General features: G+C 63.5%; 19 protein-coding genes. 10 read left to right on the forward strand and 9 right to left on the reverse strand.

Features of this window, described 5'->3' with window-relative positions:
- Window positions 1-8 precede the first annotated feature (8 nt).
- From LRP30_RS07725 to LRP30_RS07735, 3 genes are read left to right on the forward strand one after another with little or no spacing between them, the layout of a single operon-like run.
- Window positions 9-332, forward strand: a complete 324-nt coding sequence (locus LRP30_RS07725) for a hypothetical protein (RefSeq protein ID WP_249759913.1) — start codon at window positions 9-11, stop codon at window positions 330-332.
- 39 nt (window positions 333-371) lie between these two features.
- Window positions 372-2,504: a type I secretion system permease/ATPase gene (locus LRP30_RS07730; protein WP_249759914.1), complete on the forward strand. Its 2,133-nt coding sequence runs from the start codon at window positions 372-374 to the stop codon at window positions 2,502-2,504.
- Window positions 2,491-3,915 carry an HlyD family type I secretion periplasmic adaptor subunit gene (locus LRP30_RS07735; RefSeq protein WP_249759915.1) on the forward strand — a complete coding sequence of 475 codons (1,425 nt, stop codon included), beginning with the start codon at window positions 2,491-2,493 and terminating at the stop codon, window positions 3,913-3,915. The genes LRP30_RS07730 and LRP30_RS07735 overlap by 14 nt, the downstream gene beginning before the upstream one ends.
- Window positions 3,916-4,225: 310 nt before the next feature.
- Here the strand turns inward: LRP30_RS07735 and LRP30_RS07740 are convergent, their stop codons facing one another.
- On the reverse strand, window positions 4,226-4,495 hold the full coding sequence (locus LRP30_RS07740) for a hypothetical protein (protein ID WP_128931584.1): 270 nt from the start codon (window positions 4,493-4,495) through the stop codon (window positions 4,226-4,228).
- Between the two features lie 56 nt (window positions 4,496-4,551).
- Window positions 4,552-6,579 carry an acetate--CoA ligase gene (acs, locus tag LRP30_RS07745; protein ID WP_128931585.1) on the reverse strand — a complete coding sequence of 676 codons (2,028 nt, stop codon included), beginning with the start codon at window positions 6,577-6,579 and terminating at the stop codon, window positions 4,552-4,554.
- An 878-nt stretch (window positions 6,580-7,457) separates the two neighbouring features.
- On the opposite strand from acs, the gene LRP30_RS07750 reads away from it, so the two are divergent.
- On the forward strand, window positions 7,458-7,754 hold the full coding sequence (locus tag LRP30_RS07750) for a hypothetical protein (protein ID WP_027575249.1): 297 nt from the start codon (window positions 7,458-7,460) through the stop codon (window positions 7,752-7,754).
- A 41-nt stretch (window positions 7,755-7,795) separates the two neighbouring features.
- Here the strand turns inward: LRP30_RS07750 and groL are convergent, their stop codons facing one another.
- From groL to LRP30_RS07770, 4 genes are all read right to left on the reverse strand, one after another.
- Entirely contained in the window at window positions 7,796-9,421 is a 1,626-nt protein-coding gene (gene groL / locus LRP30_RS07755; protein WP_128931586.1) for a chaperonin GroEL, read from the reverse strand.
- Between the two features lie 270 nt (window positions 9,422-9,691).
- Window positions 9,692-10,717, reverse strand: a complete 1,026-nt coding sequence (locus tag LRP30_RS07760; protein ID WP_249759916.1) for an alpha/beta fold hydrolase — start codon at window positions 10,715-10,717, stop codon at window positions 9,692-9,694.
- A gap of 179 nt (window positions 10,718-10,896) precedes the next feature.
- The gene (locus LRP30_RS07765; protein WP_249759917.1) at window positions 10,897-11,394 is read right to left on the reverse strand and encodes a GNAT family N-acetyltransferase; all 498 of its coding nucleotides are present in this window, start codon (window positions 11,392-11,394) and stop codon (window positions 10,897-10,899) included.
- A 3-nt stretch (window positions 11,395-11,397) separates the two neighbouring features.
- Window positions 11,398-11,760, reverse strand: coding sequence for a DUF1778 domain-containing protein (locus LRP30_RS07770; protein WP_249759918.1), 363 nt, complete (start codon window positions 11,758-11,760; stop codon window positions 11,398-11,400).
- Between the two features lie 782 nt (window positions 11,761-12,542).
- Between LRP30_RS07770 and LRP30_RS07775 the strand changes: the two genes are divergently transcribed.
- Together LRP30_RS07775 and LRP30_RS07780 are read left to right on the forward strand one after the other, a co-directional pair.
- Window positions 12,543-14,033 (forward strand): amidohydrolase family protein, encoded by a 1,491-nt coding sequence (locus tag LRP30_RS07775; RefSeq protein WP_245473542.1) that lies wholly within the window; start codon window positions 12,543-12,545, stop codon window positions 14,031-14,033.
- Between the two features lie 2 nt (window positions 14,034-14,035).
- On the forward strand, window positions 14,036-14,962 hold the full coding sequence (locus LRP30_RS07780; RefSeq protein ID WP_249759919.1) for a GTP-binding protein: 927 nt from the start codon (window positions 14,036-14,038) through the stop codon (window positions 14,960-14,962).
- A 13-nt stretch (window positions 14,963-14,975) separates the two neighbouring features.
- Here LRP30_RS07780 and LRP30_RS07785 read toward each other — a convergent pair whose 3' ends face one another.
- Window positions 14,976-15,353, reverse strand: coding sequence for a tautomerase family protein (locus LRP30_RS07785; RefSeq protein ID WP_249759920.1), 378 nt, complete (start codon window positions 15,351-15,353; stop codon window positions 14,976-14,978).
- A 171-nt stretch (window positions 15,354-15,524) separates the two neighbouring features.
- Here LRP30_RS07785 and LRP30_RS07790 point away from each other — a divergent pair, with 171 nt between their 5' ends.
- Window positions 15,525-16,124, forward strand: a complete 600-nt coding sequence (locus LRP30_RS07790) for a TetR/AcrR family transcriptional regulator (RefSeq protein WP_128946808.1) — start codon at window positions 15,525-15,527, stop codon at window positions 16,122-16,124.
- Window positions 16,125-16,368: 244 nt separating this feature from the next.
- Here LRP30_RS07790 and LRP30_RS07795 read toward each other — a convergent pair whose 3' ends face one another.
- Window positions 16,369-16,842, reverse strand: coding sequence for a hypothetical protein (locus LRP30_RS07795; RefSeq protein ID WP_249759921.1), 474 nt, complete (start codon window positions 16,840-16,842; stop codon window positions 16,369-16,371).
- 11 nt (window positions 16,843-16,853) lie between these two features.
- Complete coding sequence (locus LRP30_RS07800; protein WP_249759922.1) at window positions 16,854-17,351, reverse strand: hypothetical protein; 498 nt, start codon at window positions 17,349-17,351, stop codon at window positions 16,854-16,856.
- Window positions 17,352-17,718: 367 nt separating this feature from the next.
- Between LRP30_RS07800 and LRP30_RS07805 the strand changes: the two genes are divergently transcribed.
- The 3 genes from LRP30_RS07805 to LRP30_RS07815 all read left to right on the forward strand — a co-directional run bounded on the left by LRP30_RS07805 (window position 17,719) and on the right by LRP30_RS07815 (window position 24,871).
- Window positions 17,719-19,401, forward strand: a complete 1,683-nt coding sequence (locus tag LRP30_RS07805) for a cache domain-containing protein (protein ID WP_249759923.1) — start codon at window positions 17,719-17,721, stop codon at window positions 19,399-19,401.
- A gap of 193 nt (window positions 19,402-19,594) precedes the next feature.
- Entirely contained in the window at window positions 19,595-22,900 is a 3,306-nt protein-coding gene (locus tag LRP30_RS07810) for a carboxyl transferase domain-containing protein (RefSeq protein WP_249759924.1), read from the forward strand.
- Window positions 22,901-23,008: 108 nt separating this feature from the next.
- Window positions 23,009-24,871 (forward strand): sigma-54-dependent Fis family transcriptional regulator, encoded by a 1,863-nt coding sequence (locus tag LRP30_RS07815; RefSeq protein WP_249759925.1) that lies wholly within the window; start codon window positions 23,009-23,011, stop codon window positions 24,869-24,871.
- Window positions 24,872-24,878 lie beyond the last annotated feature (7 nt).

A 24,878-nucleotide genomic window follows, 5' to 3' on the forward strand; every position in this document is an offset into this window, starting at 1 on the left:
GATTAACCGTGAATGATGCGACCCGAAATCTCGCCGAGCAGCCGCCGCTGACGATCCAGAGCGTTGACGTGCCTGACCTACAAGAGACGTTCGCCGACAGTATTGGCTTCGTATTCTTTGACGGGCAGACGCTGCGCATCAATTTCGCCGTCACGCGATTTGGTCAAGCGCAACAGTCAGGCGCGGTAGTCGCGCAGCGACTTCCGGCTTGTCGCCTGGTTCTGACGCCGGGAGCTGCGGTTGAGCTGATGAACCAAATTCAGCAACTGACGGCCAGAATGATTCAGGCCGGCGTTCTGAAGCCGACTGCCGAATCGTCCGGTCGGAATTAGCAACCTCTTCGATCTCCGCCAGTGGGAGACGTATCTAACATGACCGGAAAATTGAATTCGCCCGACTCGGGGCTCGGGGCTCTGGTCATGCTGTTGCGATTGCACGGCATTGGCGCCGACCCAGAGCAAATTCGCCATCGTTTCGGTGGGGAGGCGATCAGCGTCCCCGAGATGCTCCGCTGCGCCAAGCAGCTCGGGCTCAAGGCCCGATCGCGCACCACGAACTGGGCGCGGCTCGCCGGCACCCCACTTCCCGCGATCGCGGCACTACGCGATGGCGGCTTTCTGCTGCTGGGCAAGGTCGGGGAAGGTAAGGCCCTGGTGCAGTCACCGTCCTCGCCGCGGCCGACGATGATGAGCCGGGAGGAGTTCGAGGCGACGTGGGATGGCCGGATCATTCTCATGACGCGGCGCGCCGGGCTGGTCGACCTGTCACAGCGATTCGATATCACTTGGTTCCTCGGCGCCATCCACAAATATCGGCGGCTACTTGGCGAGGTGCTGCTGGCCTCGTTCTTCCTCCAGCTCTTTGCCCTGATCTCGCCGCTGTTCTTCCAAGTGGTGATCGACAAGGTGCTCGTGCATCAGACGCTCAGCACGCTCCACGTCCTGGTTATCGGCCTGGTGGCGGTCGCAGTGTTTGAGGCCATTCTCGGCATTCTGCGCACCTATCTCTTCGCCCACACCACCAACCGGATCGACGTTGAGCTAGGGGCACGGCTGTTTCGACACCTCGTCGCGCTTCCGGTTGCCTACTTTCAGGCGCGCCGGGTCGGTGATTCGGTTGCCCGCGTGCGGGAGCTCGAGAACATCCGCAATTTCCTGACCAGCTCGGCACTGACGCTGGTCATCGACTTGTTCTTCACAGTCGTGTTTCTCGCAGTGATGTTCCTCTATTCGCCGCTGTTGACCGCCGTCGTGCTCGGTGGCTTCCCGTTCTACATCGGGATCTCGGCCGCCGCGACTCCTCTGTTCCGCCAGCGGCTGGATGAGAAGTTCAGGCGCGGTGCCGAGAACCAAGCCTTTCTGGTCGAGAGCGTGACGGGGGTTGAGACGCTCAAGGCCATGGCCGTCGAGCCACAGATGCAGCTGCGCTGGGAAGAGCAGCTTGCGGGATACGTCGCGGCGAGCTTCCGCGTCCTTAGCCTCGGCAACGTGGCAAGCCAGACGGTCCAGTTGGTGAGCAAGCTGGTCACAGCGACCGTCCTGTTCTTCGGTGCCAAGCTCGTCATCGACGGGTCCCTGACGGTAGGCGAGCTGGTCGCCTTCAACATTCTCGCTGGGCGCGTCAGCGCGCCAGTGCTGCGGCTGGCCCAAATCTGGCAGGATTTCCACCAGGCCCGCCTCTCCGTTGCGCGCCTCGGCGACATCCTCAACACGCCGGCCGAACCGACCTTCAGCGCCGGGCGCGCGGCGCTCCCAACGATCCGTGGTGACATCGCCTTCGAGCACGTGACGTTCCGTTATCGGCCGGACGGGCCAGAAGTCCTGCACGACATGACGATCGCTATTCCAGCCGGACAGGTTGTGGGAATCGTCGGCCCGTCCGGATCGGGAAAAAGCACGCTGGCCAAACTGGTGCAGCGCTTGTACGTGCCGGAAAGCGGCCGCGTGCTGATCGACGGCGTTGATCTGGCCATGGTGGACACCACCTGGCTCCGTCGGCAAACCGGCATCGTGCTGCAGGAAAGCATCCTGTTCAATCGCTCGATCCGCGACAACATCGCGCTGGCCGATCCCGGCATGAGCATGGACCGCGTGATCGCAGCGGCAAAGCTCGCCGGGGCACACGAGTTCATTCTTGAACTGCCGGAAGGCTACGACACGATCATCGGCGAGCGCGGCAGCAGCCTGTCGGGCGGCCAGCGCCAGCGGATCGCGATTGCCCGCGCGTTGATTAGCGACCCCCGCATTTTGATCCTCGATGAGGCAACTAGCTCGCTCGATTACGAGAGCGAGCGGATCATCCAGAGCAATATGGAGAAGATCGCCGAGGGACGCACGGTCTTGATCATCGCGCACCGGCTCTCGACCGTGCGCTACGCCGACCGTATCCTGACTATCGATCGCGGCCGCCTGGTTGACGACGGCACGCACGACGATCTGCTCAAGGCAGGCGGGCGATACGCGGCCCTTTACCGATTCCAGGGAGGGCTCCATGAAGTCAGCTAGGGTTGTTGCCTTTCCGGATAAGCGGAGAGAGCAGAAGCATGAGCTCGCCTTCCTGCCGGCTGCGCTCGAAATTGTGGAGACGCCGCCGTCGCCAATCGGGCGTGCCATAGTCCTTATGATTGCAGCAGCATTTGCAATTGCACTCGCGTGGGCGTGCATCGGTACCATAGATATTGTTGCGACTGCACCCGGCAAGATCATTCCGACTGGGCGAACGAAGGTCATCCAGCCCTTTGAGACAGGTGTCGTGCGCGGCATTCATGTGCACGACGGTCAAAGCGTCAAGGCCGGAGACGTGCTGATTGAACTTGACCCGACCATGAGCGGGGCTGAGCTCGCGCACTATCAGAACGATCTGCTTGCCGCACGGCTCGAGACGGCCCGCTTGCGGGCGGCTCTAATGGGCGGAGATGAGCCGCTTGGTAGCTTCAGGCCACCGGAAGACGCCCCCGCTGAACTGGTTGAGCTACAGCGCCGTTTTCTGGTCACTCAGACGGCGGAGCAGAGCGCAAAACTTGCAGAGCTTGATCGCCAGATTGCGCAGAAGCAGGCGGAGCGAGCTACAATCGAGTCCACCATCCATAAGCTAGAGGCGACAATCCCGATATTGAACGAACGGGTCGACGTCCGCAAACAGCTTTACCAGAAGGAACTGGGATCGAAACTCCTCTATTTGACCGAACTCCAGGACTTGGTTGGACAGCGGGAAGACGTACTTGTTCAGCAGAGCAAGCTTCGCGAGGCCGATGCAGCAGTGTCCACCCTCATGCAAGCGAAAGGCAAGGCCGTTGCGGAGTATCAACGGGGGTTGTTCGATGATCTCGCGAAGGCAGAGCAGAAGACGGCTGGACTTGCCCAAGATGTGATTAAATCGGAGAAGCGAACCAACTTGCAGCAGCTGACGTCGCCGGTGGATGGCGTCGTTCAGCAACTGGCCATCCATACGGTTGGTGGCGTAGTTACGCCCGCCCAGGCACTGATGATGATCGTTCCGGTCGAAAGCCACCTCGAAATCGAGGCGATGCTCTCGAATCGCGACATCGGGTTCATCGAGGTCGGCCAAAACGCCGCGATCAAGGTCGATACCTTCAATTTCACACGCTATGGCCTGCTTCATGGCAAGGTCTTGACCGTCTCTCATGATGCCATCACGCGTGATAGGCCGGAGAATCGAAATGGGGACAAGGGGCAAGGCGCGGAGGTAAGCAGCAGCGAGCTCCACGGGCAGGAACTGGTTTATGCGGCGCGCATCTCGCTTGATCGCGCTCGGATGCAGGTCGAAGATAAATCCGTGGACCTGTCGCCTGGCATGGCCGTGACCACCGAGATCAAGACCGGTAGTCGCACGGTCATAAGCTATCTGCTTTCTCCGCTCGTTCGATATCAACACGAGAGTTTGCGCGAAAGGTAGGAGCTCAAGGGTATTGCCATAATACGAAGCTTGGGGTCCCTTGCCGCACGACGCCAGGTTTCGGGGAAGACTGCCGACTTTGAACTCTTAAAGCCCTCGGTCGGCAGCGATCGTTGGAAAATTATAGTGTTATGTCAATGACATACGAGTTCGCAGTTTTATTCTGAATGGCGCGCCAAAGCCAACCGCAATCAGGTCCCGTCGCGCCGCAATTGGCTTGCGCTGAAGCGCGCCAGCGGCCCGGTCGTCCGCCGGACACTCAGCTCTCGGTCCGCAACTGCTGCGCGCTCCACGCCTCGCAGGATCGGCGCTACTGCGGCTGATATCCCTCAATGCGCGTCAGCAGTTCTTCTTCCAGACCAGCCCGGCGCCTCTTGAGCCACTCAATTTCCGCCTCTTGATCAGCTTTCGCCTCGTAAGCTTTAAGGAGATCAATGACGCGGCGATATTGGTGGCAAAGCGCGTCGAAGGTTCCGTTCGTCGCCACCAGCCGACGCACGACCTTTTCATCCTCGGAGAACCTCGCCAGCAATGGCCGGATGCATTCCACTATTTCGTCCTCTACTTCGTTGGTTCCCATGGCTCCTCCGTGTTTTGTAAGACGCGTTTCGCGGGACAAGCCGCGAAAACCGCGGACTAGGATTCCATCTTTCGAATTTCATCGACGATCTCGGGATTAGCCAGCGTCGAGATGTCGCCGGCATCCTCGTTGTTCGAAATCGCCGCAAGCACACGGCGCATGATCTTTCCGGAACGGGTCTTTGGCATATCGGGCACCATCACGACGCGGCGCGGACGAGCGATTGCCCCTATCTCACGAACCACGGAGTCTTCCACTCGCTTGCGGATGTCTTCGCTGGGGGCAAGCCCAGGCTTCAGTGACACGTAGAGATCAGGGACTTTGCCTTTGATTTCGTCCCTGGCAGGAACCACGGCCGCCTCGGCGATCTCGTCAACAAGCAGGCTGGCGGACTCGATCTCCTTGGTCCCAAGCCTATGCCCGGCTACGTTGATGACATCGTCGATTCGACCCAGGATGCGATAGTAGCCATCGGCCGCCTGCAGAGCGCCATCGCCGGCCATGTACGGCCAATCGCGCCAGTCGCGGCTCGATCGGTCCTTGCAGTAGCGCGCGTAGTATTGTTGGACGAAGCGATCGGGGTCTTTCCAGATCGTCTGAAATGAGCCCGGCCAGGGGTTCTGGATGCAGATGTTTCCGGCACGGCCAGAGCGCGGTGGAATCTCGGCGCCTCCCTCGTCATAGATGATCGGGTGAATGCCGGGCACGCCCGGCCCCGCGCTTCCCGGCTTCATCGGGTAGAGAGCCGGTACCGTACTGCACAGGAAGCCGCCGTTCTCCGTTTGCCACCAGGTGTCAACAATAGCCGCCTCGCCCTTGCCGACCACCTCATAGTACCATTTCCATACTGCAGGTTCGATGGGCTCGCCCACAGTGGTCATATGTTTGAAGTGGTGATTGTACTTCAGCGGCTCGTCTGGCCCGGCGCGCCGAAGCGCGCGTATCGCTGTCGGCGAGGTGTGGAAGATATTGACGTCGAGCTCTTCGGCGATGCGCCAAGGGCGCCCCGCGTCGGGATAGGTAGGAAGCCCCTCGTACACCACCGACGATGCGGCAAGCGCCAGCGGCCCATAGACGATGTAGGAATGACCCGTGATCCAGCCAATGTCGGCCATGCACCAATAGACATCCTCCGGATGAATGTCTTGAATGTATCTCGATGTTCCTGCGACGTAGGATAGGTATCCACCGGTGGAGTGCTGACATCCCTTCGGCCTCCCTGTGGTGCCGCTCGTGTACATCAGGAACAGAGGATCTTCCGCAGGTATTTCCACAGGGTCGACCCGACGCCGCCGATAGGCCGACAACATCTCGTTCATGACGAAATCGCGGCCCTTGACCAATGGCGTCGCGCTTGAATATCGGCCCGGGTATCTCTGCCACACGAGCACCTTCTCGACCTTGACGCCTTCCTTTTCCGCCTCGCTGACAGCGACGTCGGCTTTCTCCTTGTGATCGAGGAGCTGGCCGCCACGGCAATAGGCGTCCATTGTGATCAGCACACGGCTTTCGGAATCGACGATGCGATCTGCCGTGGCTTTCCCGCTGAAGCCACTAAAGACCTGAGAGTGAATGACCCCGAGCCTCGCGCATGCGAGCATCGTAATCGGAAGCTCCGGCACCATGGGCATGTGCAGCGTGACTCGGTCACCCTTCTTGAGACCGCAGCCATCTCGCAACAATGCGGCGACCTCGTTCACGCGCACATAGAGCTCCTGATAGGTCACGTGCTGGATGGCTTCGTGCTCCGGCTCGGGAACGAAGTGGATCGCGGTCTTGTTCTTGTGTTTGGGGAGATGGCGATCGATGCAGTTGTAACTGGCGTTGATCGTGCCCCCGACAAACCATCGCCAGAACGGCGGATTGCTCGTGTCAAGCGTGATGTCCCAGGGGCGGTACCAGTGAAGGAGATCGGCGTACTCCTTGAAGCAGTCCGGGACGTTGTCGAGACTGAACCGATCAAAGACCGTTTTGTCTGTCAGGTTGGCCTGCGCCACGAATCTCTCTGGCGGGTTGACATAGTTTTCTTCCTGCCAGTGGACCGCTATCTCGGCTTCCGACACTTCCGCTGTACTTTGTGACATACGCTGCCTCCGAAGTTATCACGTAGCCTCCAAATTACAGGGGCGCGTGGTTCTCTCGCGCCGACGAGCGCTGGCGGCGCTCGTAGCGCGAGGCCGTCTCAACAATGCATGTTGAAGAAATTCAATCATCCCGCACTCCCCCATACCGTGGCGGAAGCGCAATTCAGGCTAAACGCCACGCCGGGGCGTTATGAACTGATTGCAAGTTTAAATCCTTTCAGTCGACTTGGCGAGGCTTGCTTCTTCTCTCCTCGCGCAGTGAGGTGACGCTTATTGCAATGCAGCGGTCCTCAAAGCCGCAGTTGGCGCGGCGCAGAAGGCAGGAGTGAAACGTATTACCGCGCGGCGAATCCTGGCACGGATATTAACTGCGCCATCGACGGCCCTTCCCCGAGGAGAATTCGCGCGGCAGGATTACGTCGGTATTTCAATCACATAGGAGTTCGCAGTTTTATTCTGAGTGGCGCGCCATTGCCTTTGTTCTGCTGGCAAGACCAGGTTGCGGTACCGTAGCCAGCCTGATGCCCCCCGCAATAACTTCGACTGGCTGATAGCGCGAAAGGCCCGGTAAAGGCCTGGTGGTCATCGCCGACGTGCCTTCGAAAACAAGGCGCCCTCTTGGGATGAGGACACGCGGCGTACAGCTCTCGACGACACTGTCGATAGGCTGCTGCCGTCCGGTTCGCCGAAGCGCAGGTGCGGTCGGGTCGCAGATTGAGCGTGCCGAAGACGATGCCGCCCCCTTCTCTGAACAATCGCAACCGTGCAGTCGAGCCAGCTCGCTCTTATGTATCCATCGATACGCACCAGCACGACGGTTGCCGCGGCCTTGTTCGCGGCATAGGTGCTGATGAAACCAACGACCAAGGAGTTGATCGATGAGGTCCTTTCTGCTGCTGACGGCCAGTGGTCCGTTGCTGGTCCTCACGTCCCACGGAACGCTGCACGATCCGAAGTTCCTGGGCAGGCTCAAAGCCAAGGGAATCGGCAAGTTTGTCGCCTTCGATGTGCCGCTTGATCTCGCGAAGGAGCGCTATGGCGGACATTTCCACGCGGTCGAGAGCGATTTGCACGAAACAGACGACTTGAGGGTCCTCGATTTCAATGGCCAGCGGATCTTTCAGTTGTTTCGTTTCGACGAACTCGGTGCCGCAGTATTGCAAGAGCAAGCCTGATGCACGCTTGATCGCGCCCGGAAGGGAGCGGCTGGTTGCCGTCAGAAATCCATTGGCGGCATGCCCGGCGCATGCGTCTCGGCCTTCTTCGGCTTTTCGGCGACCAGCGCTTCCGTCGTGATCAGGAGCGCGGCGATGGAGGAGGCATCCTGCAACGCGGTACGCACGACCTTGGCGGGGTCGATCACGCCGGCCTTCACCATGTCCTGATATTCGCCGGTCGCAGCATTGAACCCCCAATTGTAGTTGTCGTTCTCAAGCACCTTGTTGACGACCAGCGAGCCCTCTTCACCCGCGTTCTCCGCGATCTGGCATGCCGGCATCCGCAGCGCGCGACGCACGATCTCGACGCCTGCCTTCTGATCCGCATTGGCCGTCCTCATGCCCTTGAGCGCCTTCTGCGCTCGCAGCAGAGCGACGCCGCCGCCGGGAAGGATGCCTTCCTCGACCGCTGCGCGCGTTGCATGATGCGCGTCGTCGACGCGGTCCTTGCGCTCCTTGACCTCGACCTCGGTTGCGCCGCCGACGCGGATCACCGCGACCCCGCCGGCAAGCTTCGCCAAACGCTCCTGGAGTTTCTCGCGGTCGTAGTCAGAGGTGGTCTCCTCGATCTGCACCTTGATCTGCGTCGTGCGCGCTTCAATGTCCTTTTTCGCGCCGGCGCCGTCGACGATGGTCGTGCTCTCCTTATCGACCACGACCTTCTTGGCGCGTCCGAGCATGTCGAGCGTGACATTCTCGAGCTTGATGCCGATATCTTCGGAGATCGCGGTGCCGCCGGTCAGGATCGCAATGTCTTCCAGCATCGCCTTGCGGCGATCGCCAAAACCCGGCGCCTTCACCGCGGCGACCTTCAAGCCGCCACGCAGCTTGTTGACCAGGAGCGTTGCGAGCGCTTCGCCTTCGACATCCTCCGCGACGATCAGAAGCGGCTTGCCCGATTGCGCCACCGCCTCCAGGAGCGGAAGCAGGGTCTGCAGTACAGACAGCTTCTTCTCGTGGATCAGCAGATAGACGTCCTCAAGCTCGACGCGCATCTTTTCGGCATTGGTGGCGAAATAGGGCGAGATGTAGCCGCGGTCGAACTGCATGCCTTCGACGATTTCGAGCTCGGTGCTGAGGCTCTTTGCCTCTTCCACCGTAATGACGCCCTCATTGCCGACCTTCTTCATGGCGTCGGCGAGGAACTTGCCTATCTCGGCGTCGCCATTCGCCGAGATGGTGGCGACCTGAGCGATCTCCTCGTTAGCCGTCACCTTCCTGGCATGAGACTTCAGGTCATGCACGATCGCGTCCACCGCAAGATCGATGCCGCGCTTGAGGTCCATCGGATTCATGCCTGCGGCGACCGACTTGGCGCCTTCCTTGACAATGGCTTCTGCGAGCACGGTTGCGGTCGTGGTGCCGTCGCCCGCGACATCGCTGGTCCTGGACGCCACCTCGCGCACCATCTGGGCGCCCATGTTCTCGAACCTGTCCTCAAGCTCGATCTCCTTGGCGACGGTGATACCGTCCTTGGTGATACGCGGCGCGCCGAACGATCTTTCGATCACCACATTGCGCCCCTTGGGACCGAGCGTGACCTTGACGGCATTCGCAAGCGTATCAATGCCCCGCAGCATCCGTTCACGCGCTTCGGTCGCGAATTTCAAATCCTTGGCAACCATGATGCGAACCTCCCTTCACTCCTCCCCTTAAGCTGAGCAAGCGGTCTCAGGTCGTCTTCAATCAGGAGCCGGCGCCCTTGACCGTCCGTCGGTTACGTCTGGATTATACAGCAATTTCAATTATGTAGGGGTTCGCATTTTGTTCTGGGTGGCGCGCCATTTCTCGAAGCCAACCTTCCGCTGATCCCGATTGATTGTGCCGCCCGCCGAGCCGCAACGGGCGTGCGCAGGAGCAAGCTTTCGCTTCGCTCGCCGCAGGCAGGCGCTCTCTTACGCGGTCGTGCCGTCGATGGAGCGGCGGATCACCCGCTGCACTTCCGCATTCGACAGAAACAGATCGTGATTGATGATGCCCCAGCCTTCCTGGGAGGCATCGACCACGCGCACGCCCAGTTGCGCGATGGCAGCCTTCTCGGCGGCGCCGACCCTGGTCATTCCGCCTGCGATTTGTCCCGACAGCGCTAATGCGCGATCGTTGGTCGAGGCAATCACGGTGATCTTGCCGGTCAGCGGACCGATGCGCTGGATCGACGACGAGAACACGTCCATGTCGATATCAGGCGAGGCAAACACCACCGCGCCGATCTTGCTCGTGACGGTGTCGCCATAACGGGCATAGAGCTGACGCAGGCTTTCGAGCGTCAGCATGGTTCCCATGCTGTGCGCAACGATGTGCACGCGGCCGCCGGTTGGATTCGATACGAGCGCGGAAAGCACGCGTTCGAAAGCGTCGCGGGACCACATCGCGCTGTCGCGGTCATAGGCATAGTCGAACAGTCCGGCCTTGGAAGGCCAGGAGAACACCATGGTCCGGCCGCGAAACTTGATCCCATCGGAGAGATGGGCGGCATCCAGCACCGCCGTCTCGAATGTCTGCTTGAAGCCGTGCACATAGATCAACACGTCCCCTGCGCCGGCCTGCGCAGCGAGATCGCCGGCGTCGGCCGACACCGGCTCGATCCGATCAAGACGCCAATCGTCAAGTCCAACCGAGGCGAGAGAAAGTCGGCTCTCGTCCGGGGCCACCAGTTTCGCCCGCGCGACCGTCATGCTCGTCGCGCGCTCCGGCCCGAACCAAGGTTTCGCGCGACCGCCGTTCACGGGCTTGCGCGTGGTGGTGACGAGCAATGTGGGGTCAACGGAAAGAGACGACGCGTCGAAGCGCGCGCCGGTCGCACCCAAGCCGGCGCATCCGCCGAGCGCGAGGGCACTCCCTGCCGATACAAGTCCGCCGAGGAGAGCGCGGCGCGAAACAGAACGACCGGAGTCGCGTTGCAGAAGACGTCGGACGATCACACGGAACCTTTGGGAACTTTGCCCACCGTAACGCCGCCCCGCCTAGCTCCCTGAATGACAATGGGGGCAAGAAGACGGCGGAGTAGCGTCGCGGTTGCGTAGACATGGTGTCCGAACGAGTTCTGCCTCTGCGCTGCTGACTGACCCGCACTTCCCCGTTCTCGGCGCGATGGCCTCTTCTAGCGAAGCGATGCCGCAATGTCGGCGATGGATCTGAAGAGAACGAGCGCATCGTCCTTTGAGGCAACGAATCCTCGCCGTGTCCAGAACGCGGCAGCGTCGGCATCGACCGCGTTGACGATCAGCGCGCGTCCTCCAACCAGGCCTGCGGCCGTGATGCATCGCTGGAGCGCATGCTTGACCAGGCCGGTGCCAATTCCCTTGCCGATCCAATTCTCATCGGTCGTAAGCTGTCCCAGCAGCAGGCAGGGCACGGGGTCGGGCGGCTGCCCCGTCCGTATCGACCGCGGCAGAGACGAGGGGATGATTGCCGTCGGCGCTAGGCCGTAGTAGCCGACCACCCGATTCATCTCGTGGACCACCATGACGGCGGTAAAGCCTTTCTCCTGGTTCGATAGCGCCCGCGTTTTGAGCCATCGGTCAAGGGATGGCTTGCCGCAGGAGAACTGGTCGAGATGATGAGCCGGCGTCAGCGGTTGGGGGGCGGAGATCGCCAAGCCTCAGCGCCTCTTGCCCGAGTTTTTTTCTTTTTTTGGCGCGATGTCTTCACGCGAGCCGGAGTCCGCTTCGCTCGAAAATGCCTTGCTCTCCCATGGCGCCGCGCGCTGGAAGAGCTCAACCATTTCCGGTACCGAGGTTGCCGGTCCGGACAATGTTGCCATGAATGCCTTGAAGCCGGACGCACTCATGCGAATGGGCGCCGTCTCCATCAGCACGTCCTCCGCCGCACGCACCGCCGCGTCACGCACAAAGTCCGTGCGCGAACGTCCGCGCAGCGCCGCTGCCCGGTCGATGATGGCAATGTCAGTTTCCGGCAGCCGCATCGAAAGCGGATGCTCCTTGCGCTCAACGGGTCGGGGCATGATGAACCTCCACGACCATCAATATAGAGATTGTAGTGCATTTTGCAATACGATTGGGCAAACAGCAGAAAAACTGTCAATCCCTTCTCTCAAAAATATTCCACTTTACCGAAATTCGGATTTGTCGTATGTGTCGCCTATCCCAGCCCACCAAAGGGGCGGTCGTACGTCGTCACGAACGCGGGCTGGGTTGCGGTGGACGCGGGCGGCGTTAAGGCGGGCTTGTTGCGTGCAGGGCGAGATGAACCTCGTGAGCATGGCGCTTCCTGCGAAGACGGACGGCGCCCATGTCCGGCGAAGCCTCTTGGCGGCGCCGGATGGCCTGCGTACGGCGAAACCGTGTGGTCCTGGCCGTCGTTGCTACGGTCAAGCCTTTGCGAAGGCGTCATCGCGCCAACCGGCGCGCTGCCGTGCATTTCGCGGAGGTGAGGGAGGCCAGAAGGAACTCGGCTCCCGGGAGAGCGCGGCATAGGCCGTCAAACCATCGCGCAGGGAAGGCCGGGTTTCGGCTGCCCTGTGTCTCCCCTGTGCATTGCGTGTGCATTCGTTCAGCGCAGGGGTCTTATGGGTGCCAGCCGGCGCCCGGCCTTCCCTGCGCCCTTTCTTAGGGTGCGAAGAGAAGAGCACAGCTCGGGCAAAACATGCCGCGAGGCTGCGAACGCGCGTCTGCGGTCTGCCTGCCAAATGATCTTCCGTGTGAGCATGATGCATCGGCCGCAGTGGAGGTGGTCGTTGCCCCCGGAATCTGCCTTGATGCGATATCAGCGCGGAGGAGTTTTGATATGAGCGGCTTGGTGATCTCTGGCGGCCGGGTGGTGGATCCCGCCAGCGGAATGGACGCCATCGGCGATGTGGCGGTGGTGGACGGCAAGATCGCCGCAGTCGGCTCCTCGCTCGGCGGCGCCGAGCGGGCGATCGACGCCACCGGCCTTGTGGTCGCGCCCGGCTTTATCGATCTGCACGCGCATGGCCAGTCGCTCCCGGCCGACCGCATGCAGGCGTTCGACGGCGTGACGACGACGCTCGATCTCGAGGCCGGGGTGCTGCCGGTCGCATCCTGGTATGAGCGCCAGGCCAGGAAGGGACGGGTGCTGAACTACGGCGCCGCCGCCAACTGGGCGTTTGCGCGCATCGGCGCGATGACGGGCTCCAATGCGGAGAGTTCGCTGGAAGCGTTCGGCAATGCCATGCGCGACCGCCGCTGGATCGAGAATGTCGCGACCGATGCGGAGGTCGCCGGCATCCTCGAGCGCCTTTCGCGTGGCCTCAACGAAGGCGGCATCGGCATCGGCATTTTGAACGCCTACGCTCCGGGCGCCGGCGTGCAGGAGCTCACCGCGGTCTGCCAGCTCGCCGCCGCAAAGGACGTGCCGACCTTCACCCACGTCGCCTTCATGTCGCGCATCGACCCTGAGAGCGCGGCGGAAGCCTATATCCGCCTGATCGGCTATGCCGGCGCCACCGGCGCGCATATGCACATCTGCCATTTCAATTCGTCGAGCAAGACCGACATCGAGCGCTGCCGCGTGCTGGTCGAGAAGGCGCAGGCGCAGGGCCTGCCGATCACGGTCGAGGCTTATCCTTACGGCACGGGCTCGACCGTGCTGGCCGCCGCCTTCTTCAGCGATCCCGAATTCATCGAGCGCAACGGCACCGGCTACGATTCGGTGCAGCGGGTGACCGACGGCCATCGCTTCCGCGACCGCGAGGAGCTGCTCAAGGCGCAGGCCGAAGAGCCGTCCTCGCTGGTGCTCTGGCACATCCTCGACACCGAGAACAACGCGCATCACCGCGACCTGCTCGACATGTCGGTGCTCTATCCCGGCGGTGCGATCGCGTCCGACGCGATGCCGTGGACGCTGCCCGACGGCTCGACCTACACCGGCGATGCCTGGCCGTTGCCGAATGACGCCACCTCGCATCCGCGCTCGGCGGGCTGCTTCACAAAGTTCATCCGCGAATGGGTGCGCGAGCGCAAGGCCGTGTCACTGCTCGAAGGCGTGCGCAAATGCGCGCTGATTCCCGCGGAGATCTTGTCGCAGAGCACGCCCGCGATGCGCGCCAAGGGCAGGCTCGCGAAGGACGCGGACGCCGACATCGTCGTGTTCGACTATGAGAAGCTGTCGGATCGCGCGACCTTCACGGCGATGAACCGTCCCTCCGAGGGCGTGCGGCATCTAATCGTCAGCGGCCAGGTGCTGATCAGTGACGGCGTGCTTGATGTGGCGGCGCGGCCCGGCCGCCCCGTGCGCCGGCCCGTCGTCGGGAGCTGATCATGCCGGTCCCCATCCTCCTGGTGACGGGCTTTCTGGGGGCGGGCAAGACCACGGTCGTGAATCATCTGCTGGCGCACGCGGACGGGCGACGCATCGCCGCCGTGGTCAACGATTTCGGCGCGATCAATATCGATGCGGAGCTGATCGCGGGCGCCAGCGACGGCGTGGTCAGCCTCGCCAATGGCTGCATCTGCTGCTCGCTCGAAGGCGATCTCTTGCGCACGCTCTCGACGCTGCTGCGGCGTGATCCCAAGCCCGACTACATCGTCATCGAAACCAGCGGCGTCGCCGATCCCGCCGACATCGTGCGCAATCTCATGGACCCGGTGATCCTGCGCGAAGCGCCGCTCGAAACCGTGCTCTGCGTGCTGGATGCGACGGCGCCGCCGGCGGCACTGGAGGATGCGCTCCAGCGGTCGCAGCTGCGGGTCGCCGATATCGTGGCGCTGAGCAAGCTGGATCTGGCGAACGAGGGCGCGGGGCTACGGATGCGCGAGGCGATCCGCGCCCAGCGCGTCCCTGCCGTGGTGGTCGATGCGACCCACGGCGAGCTTCCGTCCGCGTTGCTGTTTCCCGCGAATGTCGATCGCGCGCCCGCCCCGCGCGAGGTGGCGCCGCGACGGCCGGCGGAAGAGCGCTTCGAGACGCTGAGCTGGACCTCGGACCAGCCCATCTCGCTGCCGCGTTTGCAGCAGGCCATCGGCCAGCTCGCACCAAAGCTCGCGCGCGCAAAGGGCCTATTCGAGAGCGTCGAGCAGCCCGGCCGCCAGATGGTGTTTCAGTTCGCCGCCGGCCGCGCCACGCTGGCGCCGGCCGATGCGCCGGCGCCGGGCGCGGCGCGGACGCGGATCGTCTTCATCGCCGAGCTCGGCGTGCTCTCCAAGGCGGAGCTCGATGAAATTATGGAGGCGTGCGTTGCGGGCTGAAGCTGTAGCCGCCTCACGCAAACTGCGCGATTCCGTTTCCGGCGGACCAGTTCTCCTTGGGCGCATCGAGCACGTTCACGAAAACGTCCTCAGGGCGGATGCCGGGATTTCCGCCGAGCACGTCTGCGATCCGGCGATACAGTGCCGCCTTCTGCTCGGCGGTGCGCGAGGCGAACACCGTGATCTGGATCAGCACGGCATCGTCGCTGCGCTCGACGCCGTAGGCGTTGCCGCAGCGGAAGTTCGCGGGCTCGAGCTCACTGATGGTCATGAATTGGTCGCCCTCGGGCACGTTCAGCGCCTCGCGCATGGCGCGGTAAAGGCCGTCGAGGATCGCCTGCCGGTAGGCTTCCGGCTTGCCGGCGCGCATCGAGATGTGGAGCAGAGGCATCGGGATTCCTTTTTGCTTTCCGGCGCGACCACCTGCTTGCGGGCCGGTCCAGGGACGAAGCTGGCAATCGACCTCGATCTGTTTTTGACGTAGTGTCAAAAAGCACATTATTGACGACGTGTCAAATATTGCCGGTTCATTCAGGACCGGGCAGTCCAGGAGGATCGCCATTTGAGACCGCGCGAGTTCAACCACGACGACGTCCTGCGCATCGCGTTCGACCAGTTCTGGCGCAAGGGTGTGCGCGGCACGTCGCTGTCGGACATCGCGCGTGACGCCGGCGTCCAGCGCGGCAGCCTCTACAATGCGTTCGGCAGCAAGGAGGCGCTGTTCCTCCAGGCCTATGAGCGCTATTCGGGCGATTATCTCGTCGCCCTGCAAAAGGCGCTCGGCGCGGGCTCATTGCGCAAAAGCCTCACCGCGTTCTTCGACCTGACCATCAGCAATTTCCGCTCGGGCTCTCCGCCGCGGGGATGTCCGACCACGCGTGGCTTGATGGAGCTCGGCGCGGCCGAAGGCGAAGGGCTGGATGAAGAGGCGCGTCAGGCTTTTGCGAGCCTTGTCTCGCGCATCACTGCTCTGGTCCAGGACACGTTGTTGGCCGGCGCCGAACGTGGCGAGTTCAGTGGCAACCCCGCCACCGCAGCCCTACACATCGTCACGATGACGCGTGGACTCGCCGTGCTCGAACGCGCGTTCGGCGACGAGCCGCAATTGCGCAAGATCGCCGCCCACACGATCGACCTCGTGCTGGGCAAGAAGGGCGGCTAAAGCATGATCCGGAAAAGTGCGCAGCGGTTTTCCGAAAAGATCATGCTCAAACAACAACCTAAAGCGCGATGACGATTCATCCTAATCTCATCGCGCTTTGGGTGGACATGCGAGAAACGACGATCCCAGCGGTGATGGTGCTGGGATCGTCTGGAGGTTTCATGGAAGGCGTCGAGCTCCGCCCCTCCACGGCGATGTTGATACCGCAAGGCTGCTGCGGATGCGACTAGAACCCGTCAAAGTGTCAGCACAGCGCAAGCGCGTTGACCGCGCGTGTCGCGGCATCCTCCTTGCCGGAGCCAACGAACTGGCAAACGATGGACTCGAGCTCGCCCGGTTGCTTGCGGCGGGCGACGGCCAGCAACTGCATCAGCTCCGTCTCGTCCTTCGACAGCCGCCGGCAGGACGGCGGCATGAAGCACAGCTCGCATGGCCGGCCGCTGCGCAGGATCCTGACCAGCGCGGCGGCCCGCGCCACCAGCAATGCGCTGTCGGCAATGTCAGGAGTCTCGTCGGCGAAGCGATAGGCCGCTTCCCAGCAATCGGACGCGCCGGTCGCATAGGCCGCCCCGATGAAGCGGAACAACGACAGCGCGACGCGCGAAAACTGATCGTAGCTCTCGACGCTTGGTGGCGTCGAAAGTACGGCCTGGAGCGGACAGAGCCGCGATTGGCCCGCCTTCGGGACTGGCACGGAGCCGCTCGCGTCCTGCATCATCGACGATCCCATCAGTGCAGCGTGGGACTGCCCACAAACCAGCTTTTCATGGCCATCGTCCGATCATGCTCGAATGAGCGGACGTGCCGGTCGGGCAGAATGAGACCCGCCATGCGGAAGATCGTTGCAAGCCCGCACACCGGCGCCAGCGCCCAATCGGCCCCGACCGGCGGCAGCCAGCACTCGAACTGTTCGCGTGCGACGTCGATGCGTTCCTGCTGGGCCGCGGCAATCGCCCGCAGGATTCCGTGCTCGCTGTCGGACATGCGCGGACAGGTGGGGCAGTGCACTTCGATCGCCGTATGCGCCGTGCACGCGAAGATCTCGATGATGGATTCCAGCGAGGGTACGGCATCGCCCACGCGAAAATGGTCGTACACCTGCTTGATATCGGTCGCGGTCGGGACGGCGCCGCTACGTGCCTTGGCCCGAAATCCCCAGATGAAGAGCCGCTCCGCCGCGCTCAGCGCGGGAAGGTCGAGGGATCCAGTGTATGTCGATTGATGCATTGAGGCTCCGGCTTTCGGCTGCGCTCACGCCACGGTTGGCGTTGATGATCTGCGCCGATCGTTCTGCCAGAGCCCTCTGCAAGTCAACGCTCGGAGGGGCGATATCGAGGTCTTCTAGATCTAAAGAGCCTGTCTCTGGCCTTGTCTCGAACTATTCCAATGCAGGGAAGCGCCGACGCATTCCAACCCTCTCCAGCGACGTCCATGACGGCGGGGATCGAGGACGCAGGTGGCCGCCGGATGAATGGCGCCCCATCCTCACGCAGTTCTACGGGGCTGGGAATCCAATGCTTAAAGCTTTGCTAAGGGGAACGGGATAAACAGGCATATCAGCCCTTCTCAGCCCTTCCAATTCTTGCGAGCACCGATGGTTTTCTCCCGCATCAGTTTCAAGCTGGTCCTGATTGTCGGCATCAGCCTCCTCGGCATGGTTGCGCTGGCGCCGATCGCGCTGTCGACCCTGCGCGCGCAGATGATCGCCGACCGCCAGGCCAAGACGCAGCACATGGTCGACGTCGGCTACGGCATCCTGGCGCACTACCAGAAGCTCGAGAGCGAAGGAAAACTCTCGCGCGCGCAGGCTCAGGCCGGTGCAATGGCTGAAATCAAGAGCCTGCGCTACGACAAGGTCGAGTATTTCTGGATCAACGACATGGCCCCCAAAATGGTCATGCACCCGATCAAGCCCGAACTCGACGGCAAGGACCTCTCCGGGATGAAGGACCCCGCCGGCAACGCGCTGTTCATGGGTTTCGTTGACGTCGTCAACAAGCAGGGCGCGGGCTTCTACGGCTACCTCTGGCCGAAGCCCGGTTTCGACCAGCCGGTCGGGAAAATCTCCTATGTGAAGGGCTTTGCGCCCTGGGGCTGGATCATCGGCACCGGCATCTATCTCGACGACGTCGACGCTGTCTTCCGCCAGAATGCGATGACGTTCGGCTATATATGCCTCGCTGTGCTGGTCCTGGTTCTCGGCGCCTCCTTCCTGATCGGGCGAAGCGTCACCCGGCCGCTGGCCAGGATCACCGCGCTGACCGAGCGCCTCGCCGCCGGCGATAGCGCGTTCGACGTGCCCCACACCGATCGCCGCGACGAGATTGGCGGGCTCGCCAAGGCGCTCGCGGTGTTCAAGGACAATGCGTCGGCGGTCAGCCGGATGCATGCCGAGCAGCAGGAGCTGAAGCAGAAGGCCGACGACGAGAAGCGCAGGGCGATGGCGGATCTTGCCGGCAAGTTCGAGGCAAGCGTTCAGGCCGTCGTCCGCGACGTCTTCAACGAGGCGCGCGCGATGCAGCAGGCCGCGCAGGGCATGTCGGAGACCGCGAACAAGGCGACCGACCGCGCAAGCTTCGTCGCCACCGCCTGCCAGCAGGCCTCGAGCAACGTGCAGACGGTCGCCTCCGCCGCCGGCGAGCTGTCGTCCTCGATCACCGAAATCAGCCAGCGCGTGGCGCAGGCGGCCAGCGTGGCGGACAAGGCCGCCGCCGACGGTCAGCGCACCAACGACACCGTGCAGGGGCTGGCCGCGGCAGCGCACAAGATCGGCGAGGTCATCGATCTCATCAACCAGATCGCCTCGCAGACCAATTTGCTCGCGCTCAACGCCACCATCGAGGCGGCGCGGGCCGGCGAAGCCGGCAAGGGCTTTGCGGTGGTCGCGAGCGAAGTGAAATCGCTGGCGAGCCAGACCGCGAAGGCGACCGACGAGATCGGTGCGCAGATCACCGCGATCCAGGCCGAGACCAACGAGGTCGTCGGCAACATCGAGAGCATCCGTGCCACCATCATGGAGGTCAACGAGATCTCCTCGTCGATCGCCGCCGCGGTCGAGGAGCAGGGCGCCGCGACCCAGGCGATCGCGCGCAACGTGCAGGAGGCGGCCTCCGGCACGGATCAGGTCTCGCAGAACATCTCCGGCGTCACCGATGCCACGGCCGAAACCGGCCAGGCCGCCGGCCTCGTGCTGCAATCGAGCGGCCGGCTGACGCAGAAGCTGCAATCGCTCGAAGACGAGGTCGGCGCCTTCGTTGCCGGCGTGCGGGCGGCCTGATCGTCGCCGATCTGTCTGCCGTGATGTGGATTATTCGCCTCGTCACGGCGCGCGTTGCGGATCGAAATTCCGGCCTGCGGGAGCGGTCATCGCGACCGGTCTTCTCGCTCTTGACGGCTGCGGTTAAAGTGAAGAAGCAGGATCATCGAACCTGCCGACCCGCGCCTGGCCTCGCGGGCATGGAGAGCGTTGCATGTCGTTCAAGAAGCTCCTGATCGCCAATCGCGGCGAGATCGCCATCCGCATCGCGCGCGCGGCGGCCGACGCCGGCATCGCGACGGTTGCGATCCATCCCGCCGACGATGCGCTGGCGCTGCATGTGCGTGTTGCCGACGAGGCGGTCGAAATTCCCGGCCGCGGTGCGCGGGCCTATCTCGACATCGACGCCGTGGTGAAGGCGGCCAAAGCCGCCGGCTGCGATGCCGTGCATCCCGGCTACGGCTTCCTCAGCGAGAACGCGGCATTCGCCAAGGCTTGCAGCGATGCCGGTATCGTTTTCGTCGGGCCGAAACCTGCGGCGCTGGAATTGTTCGGCGACAAGGTCGCCGCGCGGCAACTGGCAAAGCGCTGCGGCGTCCCCATCATCGCCGGCACCAGCGGGCCGTCCTCGCTGGAGGAGATCGCCGCGTTCTTCACCTCGCTCGGCGGTAAGGCGGCGATCGTGATCAAGGCGATGGCCGGCGGTGGCGGCCGCGGCATGCGCGTGGTGGAGAACGCGTCCGATCTCGCGGAAGCCTATGCGCGCTGCCAGTCCGAGGCCAAGGCGGCATTCGGCTTCGACGGCGTCTATGCCGAGCGGCTGATCCGGCAGGCGCGCCACATCGAGGTGCAGATCATCGGCGACCGCCACGGCGCGATCTCCCATCTCTGGGAACGCGAATGCACCATCCAGCGTCGGCACCAGAAGCTGGTCGAGGTGGCGCCGAGCCCGTCGCTGAGCGATGGCTTGCGCGGCCGCATCATCGAGGCGGCGAAGCAGCTCGCCGCGGCCGCCTCTTACGACAATCTCGGCACGTTCGAGTTCCTGGTTGATGGCAGCGCCGACGACAGCTTTGCCTTCATCGAGGCCAATCCGCGGCTCCAGGTCGAGCACACCGTCACGGAAGCGGTGCTCGGCCTCGACCTTGTTCGCGCCCAGCTCGCGGTCGCCGCGGGTGCGACACTCGCCTCGATCGGCTTTGCGCAGGGGGATGTTCCGAAGCCGCGCGGCCATGCCATGCAGCTTCGTGTCAACATGGAGACGCTGGACGAAACGGGGGCGACGCATCCGACCGGTGGTGTGCTCGCCGTGTTCGAGCCGCCGTCAGGACCCGGCGTTCGCGTCGATAGCTTTGGCTATGCCGGCTATAAGACCAGCGCGGCGTTCGACTCGCTGCTAGCCAAGGTCATTGTGCACACGCCGAGCGCGGCCTGGCACGACGTGGTCGCAAAAGCTTCGCGCGTCCTCCGCGAGTTCCGGATCGACGGCGTCGTCACCAACATCGCCTTCCTCCAGGCCGTGCTGGCGCATCCCGATTTCAGGACCAACCGCATCGCGACCGATTTCATCGATGGCAACATCGAAAAGCTCGTGGAAGCGGCTGATGGCGCCGCCAAGCCGCTCTATTTTGCTGCAACCGAGCGAAGCAGCGCTCACGGCACCGAGGCGCATGTCGCGCAAGTCGTGCCTGAAGGTGCGGTGATGATCGCGGCGCCCTTGCAGGGAACCATCGTCACCATCCAGGTGAAGGAGGGCGAGATCGTCCGCCCCGGCCAGCAGCTTGCCGTGATCGAGTCCATGAAGATGGAGCATCTGGTCATGGCCGAACAGGGCGGCCGCGTCATGAAGCTCGTTGCCGGCGACGGCGTTACGCTGGGGCATGGCGAGCCGATCCTATATCTCGAGCCGCTCGACGTCGCAGCTGACAGCGCGGCGGCGGAAGCCGATATCGATCTCGATCACATCCGTCCCGATCTTGCCGAACTGATCGCGCGCCAGGCCAACACGCTCGATGCGAACCGGCCGGCTTCGGTCGAGCGCCGCCGCAACACCAACCAGCGGACCGCGCGCGAGAACGTCGCGCAGCTCGTCGACGAAGGCTCGTTCATGGAGTACGGCAGTCTTGCGATCGCGGCGCAGCGCCGCCGGCGCAAGCTCGACGACCTCATCAAGAACACGCCGGCCGACGGCCTCGTCATGGGCGTTGCGACCGTCAATGCCGAAAAGTTCGGCGCCGAAGGCGGGCGCTGCATCGTCGTGGCCTACGACTACACCGTGCTCGCGGGCACGCAAGGCCACATGAACCACAAGAAGATCGACCGCATGCTGACGCTGGCGGAAGACTGGCGTGTGCCCTTGGTGTTTTACGCCGAGGGCGGCGGGGGCCGGCCCGGCGATACGGACCGGCTCGGCATGACCGGCCTCGACGGCCCGTCCTTCGTGCAGTTCGCAAGGCTGTCTGGCCTCGTGCCTGTCGTCGGCGTCGTTTCCGGCTATTGCTTCGCCGGCAATGCCGCGATGCTCGGCTGCTGCGACGTCATCATCGCCACCAAGAACGCCTCGATCGGCATGGGCGGCCCTGCGATGATCGAGGGCGGCGGGCTCGGCGTCTATCATCCGGCCGAGGTCGGTCCGGTCTCGTTCCAGTCGCCGAACGGCGTCATCGACATCCTGGTCGAGGACGAGGAAGAGGCGACGCGCGTCGCGCAAAAATATCTGTCTTATTTCCAGGGCGCGGTGTCGGAGTGGAAGGCTGCCGACCAGCGCCTGCTCCGCCGCGCGATTCCCGAGAACCGTCTTCGCGTCTACGACATCCGCAGCGTGATCGATCTCGTCGCCGACAAAGACTCCGTGCTGGAGCTGCGCCGCGACTACGGTGTCGGCATGATCACCGCGCTGATCCGCATCGAGGGCAAGCCGTTCGGCCTGATCGCCAACAATCCGCGCCATCTCGGTGGCGCGATCGATGCCGACGCCGGCGACAAGGCCGCGCGCTTTCTCCAGCTCTGCGACGCCTTCGACTTACCCGTCGTCTCGCTCTGCGACACGCCTGGCTTCATGGTCGGGCCGGAAGCGGAGAAGACCGCGATCGTGCGTCACGTCTCACGCATGTTCGTGACGGGCGCGAGCCTCACCGTGCCGCTGTTCGGCATCGTGCTGCGCAAAGGCTACGGGCTCGGGGCGCAGTCGATGATCGGCGGCGGCTTCCACGCCTCGTTCTTCACCGCGGCCTGGCCGACCGGCGAGTTCGGCGGCATGGGGCTGGAGGGCTATGTTCGCCTCGGCTTCCGCAAGGAGATGGAGGCGATCGCCGATCCGGAGGAGCGCGAGACCTACTACCGCAACAAGGTCGCCGAGCTCTATGCCAACGGCAAGGCGGTCTCGATCGCCTCGGTGTTCGAGATCGACAACGTCATCGACCCTGCCGAGACGCGGCGCTGGATCATGGCGGGCTTGCGCGCGGTGCCGAAGCCGCCGGCGCGAACGGGCAAGAAGCGGCCGTGCATCGATACGTGGTGAGGGCAGTGCAGCAATTTTGACTGCGCCGCGTGCGTTCCCGGTTCCCGATTGACTTCCCCGCCTGCGGTGCCAGACTTTGCACAATAATACAGGGTGGAGACGTCCGCGATGGCCAGCCTTTCGGCCTCGAACCATGTCGCCCGTGTCTTGTCCGTCGCCAATCACGTGGCCGACGTCGATGCCTCTTCGCGGATTGCCAATTCCTGGCGGCGCTGCCTGGTCAATCACAAGCTCGATCCCGCCCGCCGCGGACCGCCCCAGACGCTGACCGAAGCCGAAATCCGGCATGCCGCCGAACCGATGGAGCAGCTGATCCGGCTCGCGACGCCGGAGCTCGAAGACCTCGCGCGGGTCCTGCGCGAGGCCGGCTATTGCGTCAATCTGGCGGACCCCAGCGCAACAGCCCTGCTTAGCTGGCTGCCCGGCGCCGCCGATGCCGACATCTTCCTGCACTGGGGGGTCTATACCGGCTCGAATTTCTCGGAAAGCTTCGAGGGGACCAACGGGCTCGGCACCGCGCTCGCGGAGGAGAAACCGATCCTGGTGCATCGCGACGAACATTTTCGCGAGCAATGGGGCATCTTCTCCTGTGCGGTGGCGCCGCTGTTCGATTCCACCGGCCGCATCGCGGGTGCAGTGAACATCACCTCGTGCCGCAGCGATCTCAGCCGCACCGCGCATCAGCTTGCACTCGCCGTCACGATGGAGGCGACGCGCCGCATCGAGGATGCGATCTTCCGCGATCATTTCCGCCAGGCCTGGGTCGCGCGCGTGCCGGGCGATGGCGGTCGCGGGCTGATCGCCTATGACGACGATCGGCGCATCGTCGGCGCCTGCCGTACGGCGCGCGCACTGCTCGGTCTGACCGACGGTCTGATCGCATCCGGCATCGATCTGTCGCGCTACATCGAGGTCGACCGTCAGGGCGCGCGTGGCGCGGATGATGTAGTCGAGCTGCGCCGTGCCGACGGCCGTGCCTTGGGTCGGGGCCATGTCGCGCCGCCGCTGCGCGCAAGGTCTTCCACGCGCCCGCTTGCCCCGCCCCGCGATAGGCCCGTCGATCGCTTCGACGCGTTGCACCGGCTCGCCGGCCGCGATCCCGGCCTGATCAGAAGCGTGAACCGGCTGAGGCGCATCGGCGACCACAATCTGCCGGTGCTGCTGCATGGTGAGACCGGCGTCGGCAAGGACGTGTTCGCGCGCGCCATTCACGCCGCGAGCAATCGCGCGCGCAACAACTATGTCGCGCTGAACTGTGCGGCGATGCCGGAAAGCCTGATCGACGCCGAGCTGTTCGGTTACGAGGCCGGCGCCTTCACCGGCGCGCGGCGCGAGGGCTCGAAGGGCCTGATCGTGCAGGCCGATGGCGGCACGCTGTTCCTTGACGAGATCGGCGATATGCCGATTGCCCTCCAGACGCGGCTGTTGCGCGTTTTGGAAAACCACGAGGTCTGGCCGCTCGGCGCGCTCAAGCCTGTCGCCGTCGACATCCGCCTGATCAGCGCCACGCATCGCGATCTCGGCCGCATGGCCGAGGAGGGAGGCTTCCGCGCCGATCTCTATTTCCGCCTGCGCGGCATGGAGGTGCGATTGCCCGCCTTGCGCGAGCGCGCCGACCGCGACGACGTCATCCGCCAGATCGCGCGCGAGGAGGCGCCGAACTGCCGCCTCGCGGAGGACGCCTGGTCACATCTCGTGGCCTATCCGTTCCCCGGCAACATGCGCCAGCTCCGTCACGTGCTGCGGCTCGCCGGCTGCACGGCGGAAGACGGTGTCATCACCGATGCCGATCTCGATTTGCCGCCGTTCGGAAGGACGGAGCCGAATCTCGAAGCGGCCGAGCGCGCCACGATCGTCGACGCGTTGCGCAAGCATGGCGGCCGCGTCACCGAGGCAGCACGCGCGCTGAAGCTCAGCCGCGCCACGCTGTATCGCAAGATCAAGCAGCTGAAGATCGAGACTGCGCAGTAGGCAGCTA

Source organism: Bradyrhizobium sp. C-145, from assembly GCF_023375135.1.
Lineage (GTDB): Bacteria > Pseudomonadota > Alphaproteobacteria > Rhizobiales > Xanthobacteraceae > Bradyrhizobium > Bradyrhizobium zhanjiangense.